We start from the raw sequence: 20,801 nt of genomic DNA on the forward strand, positions 1-20,801 counted from the left end.
ACCGCCGTGGCGACCGAAGGACCCTAGATGACCAGGGACAGCAGCAGGACGAGTGCGCCCGCGACCACCGAGACGATGGTCTCCATGACGGACCAGGTCTTCACGGTCTGCCCGACACTGAGCCCGAAGTACTCCTTGACCAGCCAGAATCCGGCGTCGTTGACATGGCTGAAGAAGAGCGAACCCGCGCCGATCGCCAGCACGAGCAGCGCCGCGTGCGTGCTCGACATGCCGGCCGCCAGCGGCGCCGCCAGACCGGCCGCCGAGACCGTGGCCACCGTCGCTGAGCCGGTCGCGAGCCGGATCACCACCGCGATCAGCCAGCCGAGCACCAGCGCGGGTATCGACCACGCCTTGGAGACGTCCAGGATCATGTCGCCCACACCGCAGTCGATCAGCGTCTGCTTGAAGCCGCCGCCCGCGCCGACGATCAGCGTCACGCCCGCGATCGGGGCCAGCGAGGTCTCCACCGTCGAGGAGAGCCGCTCCCGGGTGAACCCGGCCGCCCGGCCCAGCGTGAACATACCGACGAGCACCGCGGCCAGCAGGGCGACCAGCGGGTTGCCGACCACGTCGAAGATCCGCTGCACGGTGTCCTCGGGGTCGTCCACCACGATGTCGACCAGTGCCTTGAGCAGCATCAGCACCACGGGCAGCAGGATCGTCGCGACGGTGGCCCCGAACCGGGGCCGGTGCTCAAGATCCTCGGAGGGCCGGGCCGCGATCATCCGCTCGGGCGCCGGTACGTCCACCCAGCGGGCCGCGTACCGGCTGAAGAGCGGGCCGGCGATGATCACCGTCGGGACGGCGACGAGGATGCCGAGCGCCAGCGTCACGCCCAGGTTGGCCTTGACCGCGTCGATCGCGACCAGCGGCCCCGGGTGCGGTGGCACCAGGCCGTGCATCACCGACAGGCCGGCGAGCGCGGGCACCCCGATGCGCATCAGCGAGTAGTTGCCGCGCCGTGCGACCAGCAGCACCACCGGGATCAGCAGCACGATGCCGATCTCGAAGAACAGCGGCAGTCCGACCACGGACGCGATCAGCACCATGGCCCAGGGCATGGCGCGCCCGCCGGCCTTGGCGAGGATGGTGTCGACGATCTCGTCGGCGCCCCCGGAGTCGGCGAGCAGCCGCCCGAGGATCGCACCGAGCGCGATCAGCACGCCCACGCTGGCGACGGTCGAGCCGAGGCCGGTGCTGAAGCTGGTGATCACCTTGTCGAGCGGTGCTCCGGCGACCGCGCCGAGCACCAGCGAACCGATGGTCAGCGACAGGAAGGCGTGGACCTTGAACCTGGTGATGAGCAGGACGATGACCGCGATGCCCGCGAGGACGGCTATCCCAAGCTGGGCGTGGCCCGCCGAGGAGATCGGCTCGGGGGCGTCCGCTGCCAGCATCTCGACGCTGAGTCCGGTCACGGTGTTTCCCTTGTGTGTGGTGACGGTGGGCGAGTGGGGCCGCCCGGCTGGTACGGGTGCGCTGTGCGGTCCTGGCACCGCGGGGGGCCCACGGGCTGCACGGGGCGCGGGTGCCGGCGGTTCATCTGCGGGGGGTCCGTGCGTGCGGCGGGTGCGGGCGGGGGCTCGGGACGTGCCCGCCGTGGCGGGGCGCACGGCACCGGGGAGGCGGGGCCGTCATACGGGCGCCGGCCCGGTGAGGTCGTCAAGCGCCCGAAGCGCCCGCTCCGTGATCTGCTCCGGGCCGCCGGAGACGTCCACGGTGACTCCCGCCTCGTCGGCTTCGAGCGGTTGCAGGGCCGCGAACTGCGAGTCGAGCAGTGCGGTGGGCATGAAGTGGCCCTCGCGGTGCGCCATCCGGTCCTCGATGAGCCGACGGTCGCCGGCGAGATGGACGAAGACGAGGCCGGGAGCCGCCGCCCGCAACCGGTCGCGGTAGCTCCGCTTGAGCGCCGAGCTGCTCACCACACCCCCGCGCCCCGCCCGGCCGCGGGCCCAGGAGCCGATCGCGTCGAGCCAGGGCCACCGGTCGTCGTCGGTCAGCGGGGTGCCGGCGGTCATCTTCGCGATGTTCGCCGGCGGGTGGAAGTCGTCGCCCTCGGCATAGGGCACGCCGAGGGCGGCGGCGAGACGGGGGCCGATCGTCGTCTTGCCGGTCCCTGCCACGCCCATGACCACCACGACCTGGGGGGTGCGCATCTCTGCCTCGCTGTCCTGTGCATGGTCGCCCTCGCGGGCGCGGCCGGTCCCGGGCCCGGGTGCGAAGGCGGCTGCGGGCCCGCGGGGCGACGCGGCCGCCTGGCGTGCGCCACGGCCGCCGACGCCGGATGGACCTCTTCCTGCCACGTCACTGAAACCCATTAGGTCCGACGAATTCAAGAGGCTGTGAGATAAAAGTCTGACTTTTTGGGTCTGCTCCTCGGCCGTTGCCTCGTACTCTGACCTCATGACGACCACGGCCCGCGGGCTGCACGCTCGCGTTCTGGACGCCCTCGGGCCCGCGATCACCGCAGGGGAGTACCCGCCGGGCTGCGTGCTGCGGACCGACGAGCTCGCCCAGCGTTTCGAGGTCTCGCGCAGCGTGATGCGCGAGGCGGTGCGCGTCCTGGAGTCGATGCACCTGGTGGCATCGCGGCGCAGGGTCGGCGTGACCGTCCGCCCGGCGGCCGAGTGGGACGTCTACGACCCGCAGGTGATCCGCTGGCGGCTGGCCGGCCGCGACCGCCCCCGCCAGTTGCGCTCGCTCACCGTGCTGCGCTCGGCCGTCGAGCCGGTCGCCGCCGGGCTCGCCGCCCGCCGTGCCAGCGCCGGGCAGTGCGCCGAACTCACCGAGTGCGCGCTCGGTATGGTCGCCACCTCACGCGGCCACCAACTGGAGGCGTACCTGGTGCACGACATCGCCTTCCACCGCATCGTCCTGAACGCGTCGGGCAACGAGATGTTCGCACGGCTCGGCGATGTGGTGGCCGAGGTGCTCGCGGGCCGCACCCACCACCAGGTGATGTTCGCCGACCCCGACCCGGCGGCCGTGACCCTGCACGTACAGGTCGCCGCCGCGATCCGGGAGGGAGACGGGGCGCGGGCCGAGGAACTCACCCGTGAGATCACCGTGGGCGCCCTGCACGAACTGGACGTCCTGGCGCCGTGACCGCGGCGGCCGCCGCTGCCGCGCCGCCGTGCTCACGGGTCGATGTCACCGTCCACGTAGACCCACGCCCCCGCCTCCCGCTCGAAGCGGCTGCGCTCGCGCAGCACGCCGGCACGGCCGCCGTCCGTGAAGTGCGCCCTGAAGCGGACGACCCCCCTGGCGTGGAAGGCGGAGCCCGCCTCGGTGGCCTCGATCTCCAGTCCCGTCCAGCCGAGGCCGGCCGCGAAGGCGACGCCCGCCGGCCGGGTGCGCGGATGCCAGGTGCGCAGCAGGTACCCCTCGTCCCGTACCGCGAACGCGCTGTACCGCGAGCGCATCAGGGCCTCCGCGGTGGGCGCGAGGGCGACACCCGAGTGGAAGCGGCCGCAGCACGCGGCGTACGGCTGCCCCGAGCCGCAGGGGCACGTCGACGGTGCTGGGGTGCCGGACGCGGAGCGCGGCTGCTTCCTGCGGCGGGGGGTGCCTCGGGTCATGGCCGCCATTGTGCCCCGCGGGGCCGGTGCGGCGCGCGGCGCCCGGTGCCCGGCCGGGTCGAGAACGTGGCCGCAGGCCGGTTGGTCGGGACGGGGCGGGCGGGGGAGGATGTGTGCGGCGGTGAGCATCGGGTGCGGTGGCTCGCGCGACCCTCGGGCGACCGACGGGCGGCCCCCTGCCGGACAGCTCTTCCGAACAGACAAGAGGACGCCTGTTTCATGACCTCAGAGCCCCCCTTCTTCCACGTTCTCCCCGGCGCACCCGGATCCCCGGTCATCCTGCACGTGCCGCACTCCAGCCGGGTCCTACCGGGCCCCGTGCGCGCGGCGATCGTGCTGGACGACGCCGCGCTGGAACGGGAGCTCGACCACATCACGGACGCGCACACCGCGGAACTGGCCGCCGAGGCCACCGCGGCGGCCGGCGCACGCAGACCCTGGCGGTTCGTCAACGGCCTGTCCCGCCTGGTCGTCGACCCCGAGCGCTTCCCGGACGAACGCGAGGAGATGCGGGCCGTCGGCATGGGCGCCGTGTACACCCACACCACGCACCGCGCACCCCTGCGCCCTGTCGAGACCGATCCCGCGCCGTTGCTCGACCGCTACTTCCACCCCTACACGGAGGCGATGACCGCAACCGTGGACGAACGCCTCGCCGCCACCGGGCGGGCGGTCATCATCGACGTCCATTCCTATCCCACCCACGCGCTGCCCTACGAACTGCACGGCCACGGCCCGCGCCCGCCGATCTGCCTGGGCGCCGACGACCATCACACCCCGCCCGCCCTGCTCGACCTCGCCCACGAGGTCTTCGCCGACTTCGGGGGTGTCGACGTCAACACCCCCTTCGCCGGCGCCTATGTGCCGCTCAAGCACCACCGCACCACCACCGAGGTCAGCTCGCTGATGATCGAGATCCGCCGCGACCTCTACATGTCGGAACCGGGCGGCCCCGCGGGTCTCGGCCTCGCGGCCCTGGGCACGGCGCTCGCGGAGCTGGTGGAGCGGGCGTCGTAGGCGGCACGCCGTTCGGTGCGCACCCCGCACCGGACCGGTCGGGCACCGGCGCACGCCGCCCGGCGTGCGGCCTTGAGCCGTCTGAACTCCGGGGCGCGCCGATCGTCGACAATCTCGTCGCGAAGGCACCGGAGACCGTCGCCCGACGGGTGGCGGACGCGGGACGCAAGAAGCCGTATCGACCGGATTCAAGGTGATATGACGGTGCGGGAGGCGCGGATGACCGCCCTGGACAAGCCGCGCGCGGATTGGCAACAATGTGGCGCCGAGCAAGCTCCCCGATCGCGGCCGGTCCACCGCCCACCGCAGCCGCGCGGCGATCGGCGCCCCGAGGGAAGGGATGCGGACCGTGACATTCGTGCTGGTGCCCGGCGCCTGGCACGGCGGATGGTGCTGGAGCCGGGTCGCCCCCCTCCTGCGCGCCGCCGGCCACGAGGTGCACACCCCCACCCTCACCGGCGTCAGCGACCGCGCCCACACCCTCCACCCCTCGGTCGGCCTCGCCACCCACGTCGAGGACGTGGTCCGGCTGCTGGACGCCTACGACCTCACGGACGTCCACCTCGTCGGGCACAGCTACGGCGGCCAGGTCATCTCCCAGGTGGCCGAGGAGCGCCCCGAGCGGCTTGCCCGGCGCATCCACCTCGACGCCTTCGTGCCGGACGACGGCACCGCCGCCATCGACCTGCTGCCGCCCGACGTCGCCCACCACTACCGCGAGTCGGTGCGCGAGTTCGGGTTCGGCTGGCTGATCCCACCGCGCTCGCTGACCGTCCTCGGCGTCACCGACCAGGCCGACGTGGCCTGGCTGACCGAGCGGCTCACCCCCCACCCCTGGGCCACGTACCGCGAGCCCGTGCGGCTCGGCGCCGCTGCCGCCCGGGTGCCGGGGACCTACATAGACTGCACCGACTGGCTGGGCGTCTTCGCGCCGTTCGCCGACAAGGCCCGCGCCCTGGGCTGGGACGTGCACCGGCTCGCCACCGGGCACGAGGCGATGGTCACCGCGCCGGGGGAACTCGCGGCGCTGCTCCTCGCGGACGCCGCCGCCGGGCCCGCGGGCCGGCCGCAGGAGGCGGGGACACCGGCATGGCACGGCTAGCGCACCCCTACGACCGCCGCCCGGCCGCCGCCGCGCCGGCAGGGGAACGCGAGCGGCCCGGTGGCGCGGGGCCTGCTTCGGCCGTGCAGCCGCGGACCGAGGGCGAGCTGCGCACGCCGCGGCGCACGTCCGGACGTCCGGACGGCCCCCGGGGGCCACGATGAGCACCCGGTTCGACCAGGCCGAGCCACCCGTCGACCTGGTGGACCGCATCCGCCAGGCCATCGCCCACGGTGAGCTGCTGCCCGGCCGGCGCCTGGTGGAGAACGACCTCGCGGCGATGTTCGACGTCTCGCGCGGCGCGGTGCGCTCGGCCCTGGTGGTGCTCGACTCCGACGGCCTGGTGACCCGCTCGCCGCACCGGGGGGCTCGGGTGCGCCCGATCTCGCTGACCGAGGCGGTCGAGATCACGGAACTCCGCGCGGTGGTCGAGGGCCTGTGCGCCGCGAGGGCCGCCCAGCGCGCCACCCCGGACGAACGCGCGCAACTGCGCCGCCTGGACCGCCGCATGAGGCTCGCCGCCGCCGCCGGTGACACCGCCGGGTACAGCAGCCTCAGCCAGGCCGTGCACCAGGCGATCAGGGAGATCGCGGCCCAGGCCACCGCGGTGGACGTGCTGGACCGGCTGCGCTACCGGAGCGTGCGCTACCAGTTCGGTGTGGCCCGGCTGCCGGGCCGCCCGGAGCAGGGCGCGCGCGAACACGGCGCGGTGGTGCGCGCCGTCGTCGCAGGCAGGGCCGAGGAGGCGGAGCACGAGATGCGTGCCCACCTGGAGAGCGTCGTCGCGGCGCTGTACGACCTGGGCGCCCAGGACGTGGTGCACGGCACACCGCAGAGCGCGGCCCGGGACGGCGTCCCGGGCGGGTCGGAGCGCGCGGTGCCGGCGCACCCGTCCTGACCGCACCGCGTGCTCCGCGCGGCGGACCGGCCGCACGGCGCCCGCCGGGCCCGCCCCGCCCGCACCGCTTGCCTCGCCGGGGCCCGCCCCGCCCCACCGCGGCCCGCGCGTCACGCCCGTCACGGTCTGCGTGGCGCACCGGCGACGGCGCGCGGTTCGCGCCCGTCACGGCTCCGTCACGGCTTGCGGGCCGCCCCGGCCGCGGTCGGCGTGCCGTGCGGCTACGGCTTGCGTGCCACGCCGCCGTACATCGGTGCCAGGCCGCCGTGCGGTTCCTCGTCGGCGAGTTCCGGATGCCACTGCCCGATCAGGACGAGACCCGGGTCCACCAGGTCGAGGCCCGTGAAGAAGCGCTCGACCTCGGCGCGCGAGCGGTTCACCAGGGCGATGCCGCCCTGCGCGTACACGTCCACGGCCTGCTGCATGTCCGCCCCGTGCAGGTCGGCCGTGAGCTGCGACAGGACGAGGTGGCTGCCGGCCGGCAGCGCGTCGAGCAGGGCCCCGACGTGGTCGAGGGCGCCCTCCTCGTCGGTGACGAAGTGCAGCAGCGCGATCAGCGACAGGGCGATGGGCTCGTCGAAGTCGAGTATCCGGCGGGCCTGCTCGACGATCGAGCGCGGGTCGCGGACGTCCGCCTCCACGTACTCGGTGACCCCCTCCGCAGTGCCGTGCAGCAGTGCTCCCGCGTGGGCCAGCACGATGGGGTCGTTGTCCACGTACACCACGCGGGCGTCGGGGGCGCCGGCCTGTGCGATCTGGTGGAGGTTGGGCTCCGTCGGTATGCCCGTGCCGACGTCCAGGAACTGGCGCAGGCCCGCCCGCCGGACCAGCCAGCTCGTGGCCCGCCGCATGAACGCCCGGTTGTCCTTCGCACCCTGCTTCGCCATCGGGGACAGCGAGAGGATCTGCTTGCCGAGCTCCTCGTCGACCGGGTAGTTGTCCTTGCCGTCCAGGAGCCAGTCGTAGACCCGCGCCGAATGCGGTCTGCTGGTGTCGATGCGCGGGACGGAGGACTCGACTCCGGTCATGTGCTGCTCCCTTGATGATCCGTGACGATCCGTGACGGTCCCGCAGTGTGCCATCCGGCGGCCGCGCGAACGGCGGAGCCCGGTCTCCTCCACCGGTTGGACGTCGGGATCAGGCCACGTCGGCTTCCGTGTCGCGCGGTCCGGGGGCCACTCCCGGGCAGGGTGCGCCGGACTGAGCGGCGGCTGAAAGTGCCTCCCCCCGACGGGGGGCGCGCGGATGGCCGAGGAGAGCGTGAAGAGAGCCATCGCGGCGGACGGCACGGTGGAGACGAGCGTCCACGGTGGGGCCGGGACGCCGCACCGTGCCGCGGACGCCGACCCGCCGGCCCGGCTGCTCGGCGGTCCCGTCGAGCACCACCCGGCTCTCGGAGGGGTCCTACCGGCAGGCCGAGACGAGGAGCGGGCCGCCCGTGGCAGGAACTGACCGGAACCCGGCCCGCGGCACGGCGCCGCGCGGGCAGCCGCCTGCACGGCCGCGTCCTGCACACCGCACACGCACCCGGCCCCACCGGGCGCCGCCACGCACCCGGCGCCGCCACGCACCCGCCGGCCGCAGCAGACCGGCCCAGGGGGCCCTCGGCCTGACGGCCGCCCAGGCCCGCCGCGCCTTCGCCGAGGCCGTCGTGCGCGACGAGGTGCTGGACGACCGGGACATCGCGGCGGTGATGGCGGAGAGAAGGCCGTCATCGCGGAGAGCGAGGCGCCGCAGTTCCACACCGCCGAGGAGAGCGCGGACGACCTGGGCGGGCCTGGAGGTGCTCAAGGAGTGGCTGCGGCTGCGCGGCGCGCCTTCAGCGACACCGCCCGCGGACCCCGGCTGCCGGCGCCCAGGGGCATGGCGCTGATCGGCGTCCCCGGCACCGGCAAGAGCCTGACCGCCAGGAAGATCGGCGGGCTGTGGGGCTGCCGCTGCTGCGGCTGGAACGTCGGCGCCCTGTTCGGATTTGGCCGAGTATCGGTCCGTGCCAGGAGCGGCTGCGCCCCTAGGTTGGAGTCGGCCGGCAGTGTGGTCCAGCCCGACCGGTCGCCATGCTGAGCGCGGGTGCCCGGTCCCGTGGGAGCCAGCGGCGGACGAGACCGGGAACAGGGAGTCCCACGATGGTCAGACGCCGTATCGGTGGCGCGGGCGGCCCCGAGGCCAGTGCGCTCTGTCTCGGGGCCCTGCCGTTCGGCAGCACGGTGGACGAGGCGACGTCCTTCGCCATCCTGGACCGCTTCGTCGAGGCGGGCGGCAATCTGATCGACACGTCCGACCACCACGTGCGACGGCCCGACGGCAGCACAGGCGACACGAGCGAGACCACCGTCGGCAGATGGCTGGCCAGCCGCGGGGCCCGCGACGACGTGCTGATCTCCGCCAAGGTCGGCGCCCGGCCCACCGCCCCCGGCGCCGGGAGGGCCGAGGGGCTGTCCGCACCGGTGATCACCAAGGCCGCACGGGAGAGCATGCGGCGCCTGGGCACCGACCGCATCGACCTGTACTGGACACACGTCGAGGACCGCTCCGTGCCCCTCGCGGAGACCCTCGCAGCCCTCGGCACCCTGGTGTCCGAGGGTGCCGTCGGCATCCTCGGCGCCTCGCACCACGCCACCTGGCGCACCGACCGGGCCAGGACCATAGCCCTCGGCAACGGCTGGCCGGGCTACACCTGCGTCCGGCAGCGCTACTCCTACCTCCAGCCGCGCTTCGACACCGCCCTCCCGGAGGGCGGGCACGTCCACGTCACCGCCGAACTGCTCGACTACGTGCGCAGCGAGCCGGAGCTGACGCTGTTCGCGTACTCCACCCTGCTCGGCGGCGGTTACACGCGCACCGACAAGCCGCTGCCCGCGGCGTACGACCATCCGGGGACGCCGCGGCGTCGCGCGGCCGTGCACGCGGTGGCCGGCGAACTCGGCGCCACCCCGAACCAGGTCGTCCTGGCCTGGCTGGCTGGCGGCAGCCCACCGGTGCTGCCCATCGTCGGGGTGAGCTCGGTGGAGCAACTGGAGGAGGTGCTCGGGGGGTTCGACGTGGAGCTCACGCCCGAACAGCGGAAGCGGCTGGACAGGGCCGGCTGAGGCGGGCCGCACGGGCCGGGTCGCATGAGCCGGGCCGGCTGGGCCGGGGCACCTGAGCCGGGGGCACCTGAGCCGGGGCGACGGCCCGGGGCGCCGCTCCCCGAGGCGTCCGGTGCTGCCCGCGTGTCGGCAACGACGACCCCGGGCCCCGGTGCCCCGAGCAGTGGACGCCCCGGCCCGAACAGGCTTCCCCGGCCGACCGGTTGCGGGCGTTCTCCGCGGGCGCTTCCGCGGCGATCGATTGACAATGGTATGACCGATAGTCCATGCTGAGTCGGACCGCATCCGCCGAAGGAAGCCGCGCCCGGGCAGGCGTGACGCCAGGCGCCGTCCGTCCCCGGGGAGGGATGTCTCCGAGGCGGTGAGGAGGCCCTTTGGACCGGGACGGATCGCAGCAATGCCACGAGCACCGCTCACCGAGCGCCGCGGCGGTCGGCCCAGGCCGCCGTCGCACCACCACGAGCACGCCCGCCGCCCGCGCCCTGTCCGCACCGGCCCTGGCGGTGCGGGCCCCGCCCCGCGCCACGGGTCGACCCGGCACCGTGTCGGCCCCGGTCGGCCCCGAAGACCCGATCCGCGGGCCACGCGCGGCCGGGGCCCGGCCGCGCCGGCTTCCGCGGCGGCAGCGGCAAGCGCCGCCGGCTCGGAACGCGGCGGGCACCACCGCCTCGGGCGCGGGATGCGAAAGCGCCCGCCGCCTCGCGCGCTCATGTGCCGCTGCCCCGGCGCGGTGCTGCGCGACTGCCGTCCGGCGGCGACCGGCGCCCCCACCGGCCCGGTGCTCCAGGGGCTCCTGCTCGCCCTGCGGTCCACCGGCGCAGGAACCTCCACCTCGCCCCCCCCACGACCCCGACGGAGCGATCGCGCTCCCGACGGCGGCCCGCGCTCGCCCGCGGCCGCGCCTCCTCCCGTACCGGGCGAAAGTAAGGAACACGATGTCGCACGCGCAGTACACCGGTCCCACGTCGGTCGGCCTCATCGGCCTCGGAGCGATGGGCCTGCCCGCCGCCGGGTTCCTGGCCCGGTCCGGTCTCGACACCCACGTCCACGATCCGGACCGCGGCGCCGTCGGGCAGGCGGTGGCCGCGGGTGCGCGGGACGCCGGCTCGACCGCCGCACTGGCCGCCGTGAGCGACGTCGTCGTGGTGATGGTGCCCTCCGACGACGACGTCCTCGACGTCTGCTGCGCGGACAGCGGAGTCCTCGCCGCCGCCCGCCCCGGTGCCGCCGTCCTGATCTGCTCCTCCGTCACACCCGAGACCTGCCGCGAGGTCGCGGCCGAGGCCGCCGCGCACCGCGTCGACGTGCTGGACGCCGCCCTCACCGGCGGGGTGCGCGCCGCGCGGGCGGGCACGGTCACGCTCCTCGTCGGCGGCGGGAAGGATGTACTCGACCGCATCCGCCCCGCTCTCGCCCCCTGGACCCGGACCGTGCACCACCTGGGCGACCTGGGCGCGGGACAGGTCGGCAAGACCGTCAACAACCTCTGCCACTGGGGGCAGCTCTCGGCCATCGTGGAGGCGCTGCGCCTCGGCCGTGACCTCGGGGTGGCGCCGGCGAAGCTGCGCGCCGCACTGCTCGACGGGCCCGCCGCAAGCCGCACCCTCGCCGAGATGGAGCTGATGCGCCTGACCTGGCACCGCAAGGACCTCGCCAACGCGCTGCGGATGGCCGAGGGCGCGGGCCGTGCGCTACCGGTGGCCGCCACCGTGCGCGAGGCCATGGAGCACATCACGGTGGCCGACATCGCCGACCTGTACGCGGAGCCGGATGAGACCACCGTGCCGGGGACGCGGTGATGCGCGGCCACCGAGTCGCCGTCGACACCGCAGGCACCTCCACCGGGGCTCCCTCGTCCTGGACGGGGCCGGCGCGGTGGTCCCCGTCGCCAAGGCGTGCTCCGCGCCCGGGGACCCGCCGGCCGCCAGGTGGATCCGACCGCCCGGCGACCGGCACGCTTCGCCGCGGGCGGCGGCACCCGCCGCCTCCGTCGACGCCAGGGGGGTGCCCACGGGGCACGGCCGGACAGCGCGGGGCGTGTGCCGGGCCCGCCCGCCGCGGGAGCAACCGGCACCCGCCTCACCCTCACCGGCGGGACGGTCACGACGTACGCCGGTCGTGTCCTCGCCGAACCCGGCCCGCGCGAGCGCACCCGGGCGGGTCGTGCCCGCCCACGGAACGGGTCCGGTCGTGCCCCAGGGGCGGGACCGTGCGCACCAAGACGCCGACGGGCTCCCCGGACTTCGACGGCGGCAGCCGTAATACGTTTCAGTCGCTCTGCAAGGGAAGCGTTTCCAGCCGCCCCGCCGCACCTCCTTCCGACCTCTTGCCCCGGGCCTCCACGGCGCCCTACCGTAACGCCCTGACGCCACGGAGTCGTCGCCGCGGTATTTGAACGTATCAATCCCCAGCCGGGCGACTGTCGTGCACGCTGTCTGCCGGACATATGTGCCGGTGACCTCCCCAGCACCACCCGGAGCCCGGAAACCGCCCCCCGCGGACTCCCGAGTTCGACCGTACGTCCCGGTTCACGCATCCACGCGACAGACACCGCGGCGCGCGCAGGGCCGCAGGAGGTTGACATGAAGCGTTTCCATACGAGGGCGGGGGCCGTCCCGGGTGCCGGCAGGCGTTCGGCACGCGCGGGCCGGCTCACTGCCGTCGCCGCTCTGGTGGCCGGCTGCACGGCGGCGCTGGCGCCACAGGCACCCGCGGCCACCACGGCCCCGACCGGGTCCGCAGCCGCGCGGGCGACCGGCGCCACGGTCACCGCGGAGCATCTGGACCACGCCCCGGTCAGCGTGCACACCAGCGCCGGCAACCTCGTGAGCTGGCGCAGGCTCGTGACCGACGCGGACGACACGGCCTTCAACGTCTACCGGGCGGGCACCACCAGGCTGACCGCGGCCCCGGTGCAGGGCGCCACGAACTTCTTCGACCCGGGCGCGCCCGCCACCGCCGACTACACCGTCCGTCCGGTGGTGCGGGGGGTGGAGCAGTCCGCGGCGGAGCACGCGATCCCCTTCGCGGACGGCTACCGGGACGTGCCGATCTCCCCGCCGGCCGGCGGCAGCGGCTACACGTACGAGGCCAACGACGCCTCGGTGGGCGACCTGGACGGCGACGGAGACCTCGACTTCGTGCTGAAGTGGCAGCCGACCAACGCCAAGGACAACTCGCAGTCCGGTACCACCGGCAACACCGTCGTGGACGGCTGCACCCTGGAGGGGACCCGGCTGTGGCGCGTCGACCTCGGGCGCAACATCCGCTCGGGCGCGCACTACACGCAGTTCCAGGTCTTCGACTACGACGGCGACGGCCGGGCCGAGGTGGCGATGAAGACCGCCGACGGCACCGTCGACGGCACCGGGAAGACCCTCGGCAGCGCCTTGGCGGACTACCGCAACTCCAGCGGCTACGTGCTCTCGGGACCCGAGTACCTGACCATGTTCGACGGCCGAACCGGCGCCGCGCTGAGCACGGTCGACTACGTGCCGCCGCGCGGCACCGTCTCGTCCTGGGGGGACGACTACGGCAACCGCGTGGACCGCTTCCTGGCGGCCACCGCGTACGTCGACGGACAGCATCCGTCGCTGATCGAGGCACGCGGCTACTACACCCGCACCGTGATCAGCGCCTGGGACTTCTCCGGCGGCAGGCTGACCCGCCGCTGGACCTTCGACACCAGTAGCTCCACCAACTCCGGCAGGGGCTACGACGGCCAGGGCAACCACAACCTGTCCGTCGCCGATGTCGACGGCGACGGCCGGGACGAGATCGTGTACGGCGCCATGGCCGTCGACGACAACGGCAGCGGCCTGTGGACCACGCGCAACGGGCACGGCGACGCCATGCACGTCGGCGATCTCGACCCCTCGCGTGCCGGTCTGGAGGAGTTCAAGGTGGACGAGGACTCCGCCAAGCCGTCGTCATGGATGGCGGACGCCAGGACCGGCCAGATCCTGTGGTCGACGCCCGCGAACGGCGACAACGGCCGCGGGGTCAGCGGCGACATCTGGGCGGGCAGCCCGGGCGCCGAGTCCTGGTCGGCGGCCGCGGACGGGATGCGCGACACCAAGGGCGCCGTGGTGGGCCGCAAACCGTCCAGCACCAACTTCCTGGCCTGGTGGGACGGGGACACCACCCGTGAACTGCTGGACGGCACCCACATCGACAAGTACGGCACCGGAGGCGACCAGCGGCTGCTGACCGCCCAGGGCGTGCACGCCGACAACGGCACCAAGGCCACTCCTGCCCTGTCCGGGGACATCCTCGGCGACTGGCGCGAGGAGGTGGTGTGGCCGACGAGCGACAACCGTGCCCTGCGCATCTACTCCACGCCCTACACGACCGACACCCAGATCACGACACTGCTCCAGGACCGCCAGTACCGCGAGGCCCTGGCCTGGCAGAACACCGCCTACAACCAGCCGCCGCACCCCAGCTTCCCCCTCGGCAACGGCAGGAACGCCGCCGGGCGCTGACCCGGCCCCGGGCGACCGGCCCGCAGGAGGCCGTCCGGTGCCCCCGACCGCCCCGTGCGGCCACGGGGGCGCCGGACGGACGGGGCCCCTGAGGGCGGCCGCTCCCGCGGTGCCGCTCCCGGGCTCCGGGTACTGTGGTCCAGCGCCCGGGTGCAAGGGAGGTGCCGTCATCGAGGCCGACCGGCTGGTGTCCGCACTCGCTCCCTGGGACGTGCCCGTCGAGTCCGTCGAGGGCCTCGCAGGAGGCTGGAACTCGACCACCTGGCTGGTGCGTACGGCCGGTGCGCACGAGCCCGCGTGGTACGTGGCCAAGCTGGCCGACGGCGAGGACGCCGACGCCTTCCGCGGCGGACTGCGGGTGGCCGGCCTCGCGGCTTCCCACTCCCTGCGCACCGGAGCGCCCGTGGCCACGCAGGACGGCCGGTGGGCCGTGGAACTGCCGGAGGGCACGCTGGCCCTGCTGCGGTACGTTCCCGGGCGCTCGCCCTCGGCCTCGTCCCGGTCCGACATGCGGCGTGCGGGGCGCACACTGGCCCGGGCCCACCTGGCACTGCTGGACGGCGGGCCCGCGGTGAGCGCTCAGCACGCCTGGCCGTGGCGCTGGGCCGACGACTGCCTGCGGACGTTGCCCATGGCGCCCGGACTTCGCGGTGCGGCGGCCCGCGCGCTGCGCGAGGCCCGCGACATCACGGCCCGTACGCCGCTGCGCCGGGGGGTGGTGCACGGCGACCCCGGCCTCGACGCCTTCCGGCTGGATGACGGGGCACCGGAACACGATGGCCTCATCGACTGGGCGGCGGCCATGGAAGCGCCCCTGCTCTACGATCTCGCCGCCGTAGCGGTCGTGACGCGCGGCACCCCGCGGTCGGCGGCGCCGTTCATGACCGGTTACCGCGAACTGGTGCCCCAGATCCGCGGTGAACTGCGCCACCTCGATGCCTTCGTCAGGCTGCGGTGGATGTGCCACGCGTTCTACTTCGCCGCCCGCCACGAGCGCGGGATCACCCGGGGCGCCACGGCAGAGGAGAACGTGAGGGGCCTCGCCGAGGCGTACGCGGGTCTGACGGACCGGGGCGGCGGCCCGGCCCCGGGGTCCGCCCCGACGCGGGGCTGAAGCGCCGGTCGTGCCGCCGGCCAGGCCGCCCGGCCGGTGCCGGCCGGAGGGCGGGCGGCGCTCACTCCTCCGGGGCCGGCCTCTGAAGCGGGTCCGCGGGCCGCCCGCCGCCCGGCCCTCCCGCCTGGGCCTCCAGCGGCGGCGCGTGGACGCTGCAGCACACCTTGCACTGCGGGTGCGGTTTGCCGGCGTCCTCGGGCCGGCGCACCCGCCACACCGCGATCAGCGCGCCCACCACCAGGACCCCCGCACAGATCGGCATCGCGCGCTGGAAGACGGCGTCGAACTGCGTCGCCGAGCGGTACGCCTGCGGGCCCGCGCCCGCCAGCAGCGGCAGCGCCGCCACCGCGAGCAGACCGGCCGCCCGCGCCACCGCGTTGTTGACGCCGCTGGCGATGCCGGCGTGCGCGGTGTCCACCGACGCCAGCACGGTCGCCGTCAGCGGCGCCACCAGCGTGACCATGCCGAGCCCCAGCACCAGCAGCGCGGGCAGCACATCGGTCGGGTACGAGGTGTGCGGTCCGACGCGCAGGATCAGCAGGATGCCCGCCGCGCAGAACAGCGGGCCCGCGGTGAGCGGGATGCGCGGGCCGATGCGCTCGCCGAGCTCGCCCGACTTCGCCGAGAACAGCAGTATGAGCGTGGTGGTCGGCAGCAGCGCGATCCCGGCCTCCAGCGGCGAGTAGCCCGCCACCACCTGGAGCTGGAGCGCGACGAAGAAGAAGAACCCGCCGAAGGCGGCGTAGACGCACACCGTCACCAGATTGACGGCGGTGAACAGCCGGGAGCGGAACAGCGAGGGCGGCAGCATGGGGTCGGACCGGCGCCGCTCGACCTGGACGAACGCCGCGCCCGCCACGACCCCGGCGACACCCGCCCAGACCTGTGGCGCGATCAGGCCGTACGTCACCAGCACCAGGGCCGCCGCGCCGAGCGCGGCGCCCAGGACGTCGAAGCGGCCGTGCGCTCCCGGGTCGCGGGACTCCGGCACGTGCCGCAGCGCGATGGGCACGCACACCAGCGCCAGCGGCACGTTCAGCAGGAACACCCACCGCCAGCCGGGTCCGTCGACCAGCCATCCGCCGACGAACGGCCCGATCGCGGCCCCCACTCCGCCGAGTCCCGACCACAGGCCCACCGCCCGGGACCGGTCGTCGGGGTGGAAACTGGCCTGGATGAGGGCGAGCGAGCCGGGTGTGAGCAGGGCACCGCCGATGCCCTGGAGCGCGCGGGCGATGACCAGCACGGTGTCGTCGGGCGTCACCCCGCACAGCAGTGAGCCGGCGGCGAACCACACCACGCCCACCATGAAGACCCGCCGCCGCCCGAGGCGGTCGCCCAGTGCCCCGCCCAGCAGGATCAGTCCGGCCAGCGTCAGCAGGTAGGCGTTGACGATCCACTGGAGCACGGCCACGTCGGCGCCCAGGTCCCGGCCGATCCGCGGCAGCGCCACGTTGACGACCGTCGAGTCGAGCAGCGCCATGCTGGAGCCGAGCACCGTGGTCGTGACCACCCAGCGACCCGTGGCGGTGGAGAGCCTGATGGCGCCCGGGCTGTTGTCGTCCATGCCCGGATCATTCCAGCAGAGCGGGCCCCGCATGCAATCGTCACCGCGACCGCCACGGAGGCCGTCCCCGAGCCCGCTCGGCATTCCCGCCCGAGCTGCGGCCGAGGCCACCGCCCGGCGGGGACGGCGCCGCGGTGGGCCAGGCCGGCCCGGCCGCGGCTACCCGCCCGTCTCCAGCGACCAGGACGGCACCACGCCGGCGATATGGCAGGTGAGGAAGTACAGCGGAATGGGCGGTGTGTACGGCGAGCCGCCGCGCGGGCGGTGGACCAGGCGCGGGGCCTCGGGCGCGGGGCCCGGGTTCGGGGCGTCCAGACAGCCGTCCACCGCGTACCGCGTGAACCGCGGCCAACTGACATCGATGTCCGAGCCGGCCGGCACGATCCACCACCAGTGGCCGGACCAGGCGAAGACGCAGCCCACCGCGGGCAGGCACCTGACGATGCGCCGGCCGTGTTCCGCCGGTATGCCGACCGCGTCGTAGCCCAGGCTGGCCGAGAGCGGTGCCGGGATGGTCAGGCGTGTGCGGTTGCCGCACTGGAGGAGCTGAGTCATGGGCGATCGCAATCGGGGACGGTGCTGCGTTCCACGGGACGGGACCTTCGGGGCGGGTGGGGGACGAGCCCGGGGAGGGGCGCGGCGGACCGGTCCGGTCCGCACGCGGGGGGAGCGGACGGTGTCGCGAGCTCCGCCCACACGGTCCGCCCGGCGGCGCCCGGGCCCTCCCTGACGCCCCAGGCACTGCTCAGCACACCGACGAGGAGAAGACCCCGGCCGCACTGGTCGTCGGGGCCCGGCGTGCGGGGCAGCGGGGCGCTCGCGCCGCTGCCCTGGTCCTCGACCTCGATGCGCAGGCACCTGCTGCCGGCGTGCACCCGGCACACCACCTGGTCACCGGGGGTGTGGGCGATGGCGTTGGTGACCAACTCGGAGATGACCAGGGCGGCGTCGTCGCACACCTCGGCACCGATCCGCCACTCCCGCAGCAGCCGGCACACACCGGCACGGGCTCTTCCGACCGAGGGGAGCACTGCCGGCAGGCGGAGCGCGAGGGCCCGGTGCAGGGAGTTTCCCCGGGGCGCGGAGACCGACGGTGCGGGGTGGGCGGGGGGAGCCACGTCTGATGCCTTTCCTTCGCCGGCACACCGGGTGCGGTGCTGGGTCCGCACCGCCCGGTGGCTTCCCTGCGGACCCGCAAGCGCGGCGCCGTCGCGTCCGGTCCGCCTCGCGGTCGGCGGCCGGGGCGGCCGCCTCCGCCGGGGCGACTGCGGCCCGGAACGGTGCCGGGTCGCCGTGACGGTCCCTCACTTCGCTCGTACTGCCGGTCCTTGTCACCAGGCGGTGACAGTAAGTCCACTGTGCCACCTGCAATGAGCGAGCTGCAATAGATAGATTGCAAATTGCAAGTCGATAGGTGCATGCTGCATCGGGCAACGGGTGATCGTGACAGACTGCGACCGCGGTACCCGGGCGCAAGGAGGTGGCACGTGACGGCGGAAACCGCATGGGGCGGTGCTCCACCCGTCCTGCGCATGATCCTCGGCCGGCAACTGGAGGAGCTGCGGACCGCTGCCGGTCTGACGTACGAACAGGCAGGGGCGGCCATCGGGGTCAGCCATTCGACGATCCGCAGGCTGGAGGCCGCGAAAGTGGCCCGGTTCAGGCTGGCCGACGTCGAAAAGCTCCTGCAGACGTACGGGGTCACGGACCATCACGAGATCGACACCTTCCTCCAGTCGGTCCGCGAGGCCAACAAGCAGGGCTGGTGGCACACCTACCGCGATGTGATGCCGGACTGGTTCGCCGCCTACCTCAGCCTGGAGCAGGCGGCCCTGCAGATCCGGGCCTACGAGGCGCAGTTCGTGCACGGCCTGCTGCAGACGGAGAGTTACGCCCGCGCCCTGCTCGGCGCCGGCAATCCGCATGCCCCCGCGGCCGCCACGGAACGCAGGGTCGCCCTGCGCATGCACCGCCAGGAACTGCTGTCCCGAAAGGTGCCTCCGCGGCTGTGGGTCGTGATGGACGAGACCGTGCTGAGGTGGCCGGTGGGTGGCGCCGCGGTGATGCGCGAGCAGGTCGACCACCTGATCGAGGTCAACCGGCTGCCCCATGTGACCCTGCAGATCATGCCGTTCGAGAACGGCCCGCACCCGGCGATGCGCGCCGGCGCGTTCCATGTCTTCCGGTTCAAGGCCTCCGAGCTGCCGGACATCGTCTACCTCAACGGCCTCGTCGGGGCCGTCTACCTGGACAAGGAGGACGACGTGGTGGTGTACCGCGAGGCCCTGGACCGGCTGGGCGCCCAGTCGGTGCCCGCCAGCAAGACCGAGGCCCTCCTCGGCGCAATTCGCAAGGAGTTCTGAGTGCACCACCACATACGCAACGGCATGCCGTCCCGGGACCTCGGCGCGCAGGGCTGGCACAAGCCGTGGAGCGACGACGCGGGCGGGGCGTGCGTCGAGGCGAAGAAGCTGGGCGACGGGCGCGTCGCGCTGCGCCAGTCGGCCGACCCGGACAGCCCGGCGCTGATCTTCACGCCGAGGGAGATGTCCAGCTTCGTGGCGGGCGTGAAGGACGGCGACGCCGACTTCCTGTGCTAGCACCCGGTCCCGGGCCGTGCCGCGGCCCGGGGCCCCACCCTCCCCCGTGCCGCACGGCACGGGGGGTATCGGACACCACAGCCTGACGAACCTGATGGGAGGGGCGGCGTTGCGAGACAACGGATGGCCGGCCGACCGAATCGACACCGAGAGCGCGCACTCGGCGCGCATCTACGACTACATCCTCGGTGGCAAGGACTACTACCCGGCCGACAAGGAGGCGGGTGACGCCATGGCCCACGAGTGGCCGGCGCTGCCCGTCCACATGCGGGCCAACCGCGACTGGATGCACCGGGCCGTGCGCTATCTGGCGTGCGAGGCCGGGGTCCGCCAGTTCCTCGACATCGGCACCGGCATCCCCACCTCACCGAACCTGCACGAGATCGCGCAGGCCGTCGCCCCGGACTCCCGTGTCGTCTACGTCGACAACGATCCCATCGTCCTCACCCTCTCCCAGGGCCTGCTCAGCAGCACCGCCGAGGGCAGGACGGCGTACGTCGAGGCGGACATGCGCGATCCCGCCGCGATACTCGGCGCGCCCGAACTGCGCGACACCCTCGACCTGGACCGGCCGGTCGCGCTGACGGTGATCGCCATCGTGCACTTCGTCCTGGACAAGGACGACGCCCGGGGGATCGTCAGCCGGCTGATGGAGCCGCTGCCGTCCGGCAGCTATCTGGCGATGTCCATCGGCACCGCCGACTTCGCTCCCGACGAGGTGGCCCGCGTCGCCCGCGAGTACGCCGCGCGCAACATGCCGATGCGGCTGCGCACGCACGCCGAGGCCGAGCAGTTCTTCGACGGCCTCGACCTGGTCGACCCGGGCGTCGTACAGGTCCACAAGTGGCACCCGGACGGCACCGGCACCGAGCGGATCAGGGACGAGGACATCGCCATGTACGGTGCGCTCGCCCGCAAGCCGTAGCGCGCGCCCTGGAGAGCCCCTGTTTCCGGCAGCCGGAAGCGGGGGCCCTCGTGTGCCGGTGCCGGTGCCGGTGCCGGTGCCGGTGTCGGTGTCGGTTCCGGTTCCGGTTCCGGGGCGGTGGCGAGCCGGCGCCCGCCCCCCGGCTCCGCGCGCCGCCCGTTCCCCTCCCGACCCGCCCTCCCGACCCGGAGGGGCCGCCGTCCGTCACCCGTTCGGCCGTGGCGTCCGGAACGCGGCAGGGCCGGACCCGCGCGGCCCCGCCGCGTCCTGCGCGGGCCCCGCAACCGTTCGGCCGGCCGACACCGGCGTCCCCCGTCCCGGCCGCGCACGGGATCCGGTCCTCCGATGCGGTCCCGCGCCGGTGCGGTGATCCTGGGGTCGAAGCCGGTGGGCACACCCGGCGGCCCGGCCGCCGTGCCCCGTC

Annotated in this window: 20 protein-coding genes; 13 read left to right on the forward strand and 7 right to left on the reverse strand. The window is 74.2% G+C overall.

What is annotated here, in order from left to right:
* Positions 1-23 precede the first annotated feature (23 nt).
* Together IE313_RS08635 and IE313_RS08640 are read right to left on the reverse strand one after the other, a co-directional pair.
* Positions 24-1,421, reverse strand: coding sequence for a GntT/GntP/DsdX family permease (locus tag IE313_RS08635; RefSeq protein WP_189930384.1), 1,398 nt, complete (start codon positions 1,419-1,421; stop codon positions 24-26).
* 216 nt (positions 1,422-1,637) lie between these two features.
* Complete coding sequence (locus tag IE313_RS08640) at positions 1,638-2,159, reverse strand: gluconokinase (RefSeq protein ID WP_189930385.1); 522 nt, start codon at positions 2,157-2,159, stop codon at positions 1,638-1,640.
* Positions 2,160-2,406: 247 nt separating this feature from the next.
* Between IE313_RS08640 and IE313_RS08645 the strand changes: the two genes are divergently transcribed.
* Complete coding sequence (locus IE313_RS08645; RefSeq protein WP_189930386.1) at positions 2,407-3,108, forward strand: FadR/GntR family transcriptional regulator; 702 nt, start codon at positions 2,407-2,409, stop codon at positions 3,106-3,108.
* A gap of 32 nt (positions 3,109-3,140) precedes the next feature.
* Here IE313_RS08645 and IE313_RS08650 read toward each other — a convergent pair whose 3' ends face one another.
* Positions 3,141-3,581: a YchJ family protein gene (locus IE313_RS08650; protein WP_229924481.1), complete on the reverse strand. Its 441-nt coding sequence runs from the start codon at positions 3,579-3,581 to the stop codon at positions 3,141-3,143.
* A gap of 219 nt (positions 3,582-3,800) precedes the next feature.
* Here IE313_RS08650 and IE313_RS08655 point away from each other — a divergent pair, with 219 nt between their 5' ends.
* From IE313_RS08655 to IE313_RS08665, 3 genes are all read left to right on the forward strand, one after another.
* On the forward strand, positions 3,801-4,598 hold the full coding sequence (locus IE313_RS08655; protein WP_189930388.1) for an N-formylglutamate amidohydrolase: 798 nt from the start codon (positions 3,801-3,803) through the stop codon (positions 4,596-4,598).
* 340 nt (positions 4,599-4,938) lie between these two features.
* Positions 4,939-5,700 (forward strand): alpha/beta fold hydrolase, encoded by a 762-nt coding sequence (locus IE313_RS08660; protein ID WP_189930389.1) that lies wholly within the window; start codon positions 4,939-4,941, stop codon positions 5,698-5,700.
* A 160-nt stretch (positions 5,701-5,860) separates the two neighbouring features.
* Positions 5,861-6,598 carry a GntR family transcriptional regulator gene (locus tag IE313_RS08665; protein WP_189930390.1) on the forward strand — a complete coding sequence of 246 codons (738 nt, stop codon included), beginning with the start codon at positions 5,861-5,863 and terminating at the stop codon, positions 6,596-6,598.
* A 221-nt stretch (positions 6,599-6,819) separates the two neighbouring features.
* Here IE313_RS08665 and IE313_RS08670 read toward each other — a convergent pair whose 3' ends face one another.
* Positions 6,820-7,626 carry an SAM-dependent methyltransferase gene (locus IE313_RS08670; protein ID WP_189930391.1) on the reverse strand — a complete coding sequence of 269 codons (807 nt, stop codon included), beginning with the start codon at positions 7,624-7,626 and terminating at the stop codon, positions 6,820-6,822.
* Between the two features lie 232 nt (positions 7,627-7,858).
* Between IE313_RS08670 and IE313_RS08675 the strand changes: the two genes are divergently transcribed.
* The 6 genes from IE313_RS08675 to IE313_RS08695 all read left to right on the forward strand — a co-directional run bounded on the left by IE313_RS08675 (position 7,859) and on the right by IE313_RS08695 (position 15,285).
* The gene (locus tag IE313_RS08675; RefSeq protein ID WP_189930392.1) at positions 7,859-8,050 is read left to right on the forward strand and encodes a hypothetical protein; all 192 of its coding nucleotides are present in this window, start codon (positions 7,859-7,861) and stop codon (positions 8,048-8,050) included.
* Entirely contained in the window at positions 8,037-8,471 is a 435-nt protein-coding gene (locus IE313_RS36675) for a hypothetical protein (protein ID WP_506005227.1), read from the forward strand. Before IE313_RS08675 ends, IE313_RS36675 begins: the two co-directional genes overlap by 14 nt.
* 253 nt (positions 8,472-8,724) lie before the next feature.
* Complete coding sequence (locus tag IE313_RS08680) at positions 8,725-9,687, forward strand: aldo/keto reductase (RefSeq protein WP_189930393.1); 963 nt, start codon at positions 8,725-8,727, stop codon at positions 9,685-9,687.
* A gap of 935 nt (positions 9,688-10,622) precedes the next feature.
* Positions 10,623-11,486, forward strand: coding sequence for an NAD(P)-dependent oxidoreductase (locus IE313_RS08685; RefSeq protein ID WP_189930394.1), 864 nt, complete (start codon positions 10,623-10,625; stop codon positions 11,484-11,486).
* A gap of 783 nt (positions 11,487-12,269) precedes the next feature.
* Complete coding sequence (locus tag IE313_RS08690; RefSeq protein WP_229924482.1) at positions 12,270-14,171, forward strand: rhamnogalacturonan lyase; 1,902 nt, start codon at positions 12,270-12,272, stop codon at positions 14,169-14,171.
* Between the two features lie 187 nt (positions 14,172-14,358).
* On the forward strand, positions 14,359-15,285 hold the full coding sequence (locus IE313_RS08695; protein WP_189930395.1) for a phosphotransferase enzyme family protein: 927 nt from the start codon (positions 14,359-14,361) through the stop codon (positions 15,283-15,285).
* A 61-nt stretch (positions 15,286-15,346) separates the two neighbouring features.
* Here IE313_RS08695 and IE313_RS08700 read toward each other — a convergent pair whose 3' ends face one another.
* The 3 genes from IE313_RS08700 to IE313_RS08710 all read right to left on the reverse strand — a co-directional run bounded on the left by IE313_RS08700 (position 15,347) and on the right by IE313_RS08710 (position 17,970).
* On the reverse strand, positions 15,347-16,852 hold the full coding sequence (locus tag IE313_RS08700; RefSeq protein WP_189930396.1) for an MFS transporter: 1,506 nt from the start codon (positions 16,850-16,852) through the stop codon (positions 15,347-15,349).
* Between the two features lie 159 nt (positions 16,853-17,011).
* On the reverse strand, positions 17,012-17,407 hold the full coding sequence (locus IE313_RS08705; protein WP_189930397.1) for a hypothetical protein: 396 nt from the start codon (positions 17,405-17,407) through the stop codon (positions 17,012-17,014).
* Positions 17,404-17,970, reverse strand: a complete 567-nt coding sequence (locus IE313_RS08710) for an ATP-binding protein (RefSeq protein ID WP_189930398.1) — start codon at positions 17,968-17,970, stop codon at positions 17,404-17,406. The genes IE313_RS08705 and IE313_RS08710 overlap by 4 nt, the downstream gene beginning before the upstream one ends.
* A 369-nt stretch (positions 17,971-18,339) precedes the next feature.
* Between IE313_RS08710 and IE313_RS08715 the strand changes: the two genes are divergently transcribed.
* The 3 genes from IE313_RS08715 to IE313_RS08725 all read left to right on the forward strand — a co-directional run bounded on the left by IE313_RS08715 (position 18,340) and on the right by IE313_RS08725 (position 20,377).
* Entirely contained in the window at positions 18,340-19,215 is an 876-nt protein-coding gene (locus tag IE313_RS08715; RefSeq protein ID WP_189930399.1) for a Sco1979 family transcriptional regulator, read from the forward strand.
* 24 nt (positions 19,216-19,239) lie between these two features.
* Positions 19,240-19,452 carry a DUF397 domain-containing protein gene (locus IE313_RS08720; protein ID WP_189930683.1) on the forward strand — a complete coding sequence of 71 codons (213 nt, stop codon included), beginning with the start codon at positions 19,240-19,242 and terminating at the stop codon, positions 19,450-19,452.
* Positions 19,453-19,561: 109 nt separating this feature from the next.
* Positions 19,562-20,377, forward strand: a complete 816-nt coding sequence (locus IE313_RS08725; RefSeq protein WP_229924483.1) for an SAM-dependent methyltransferase — start codon at positions 19,562-19,564, stop codon at positions 20,375-20,377.
* The last annotated feature ends 424 nt before the right edge of the window (positions 20,378-20,801 follow it).

The sequence above is a fragment of the Streptomyces sulfonofaciens genome (assembly GCF_014656295.1).
In the GTDB taxonomy this organism is placed as follows: Bacteria; Actinomycetota; Actinomycetes; order Streptomycetales; family Streptomycetaceae; genus Streptomyces; species Streptomyces sulfonofaciens.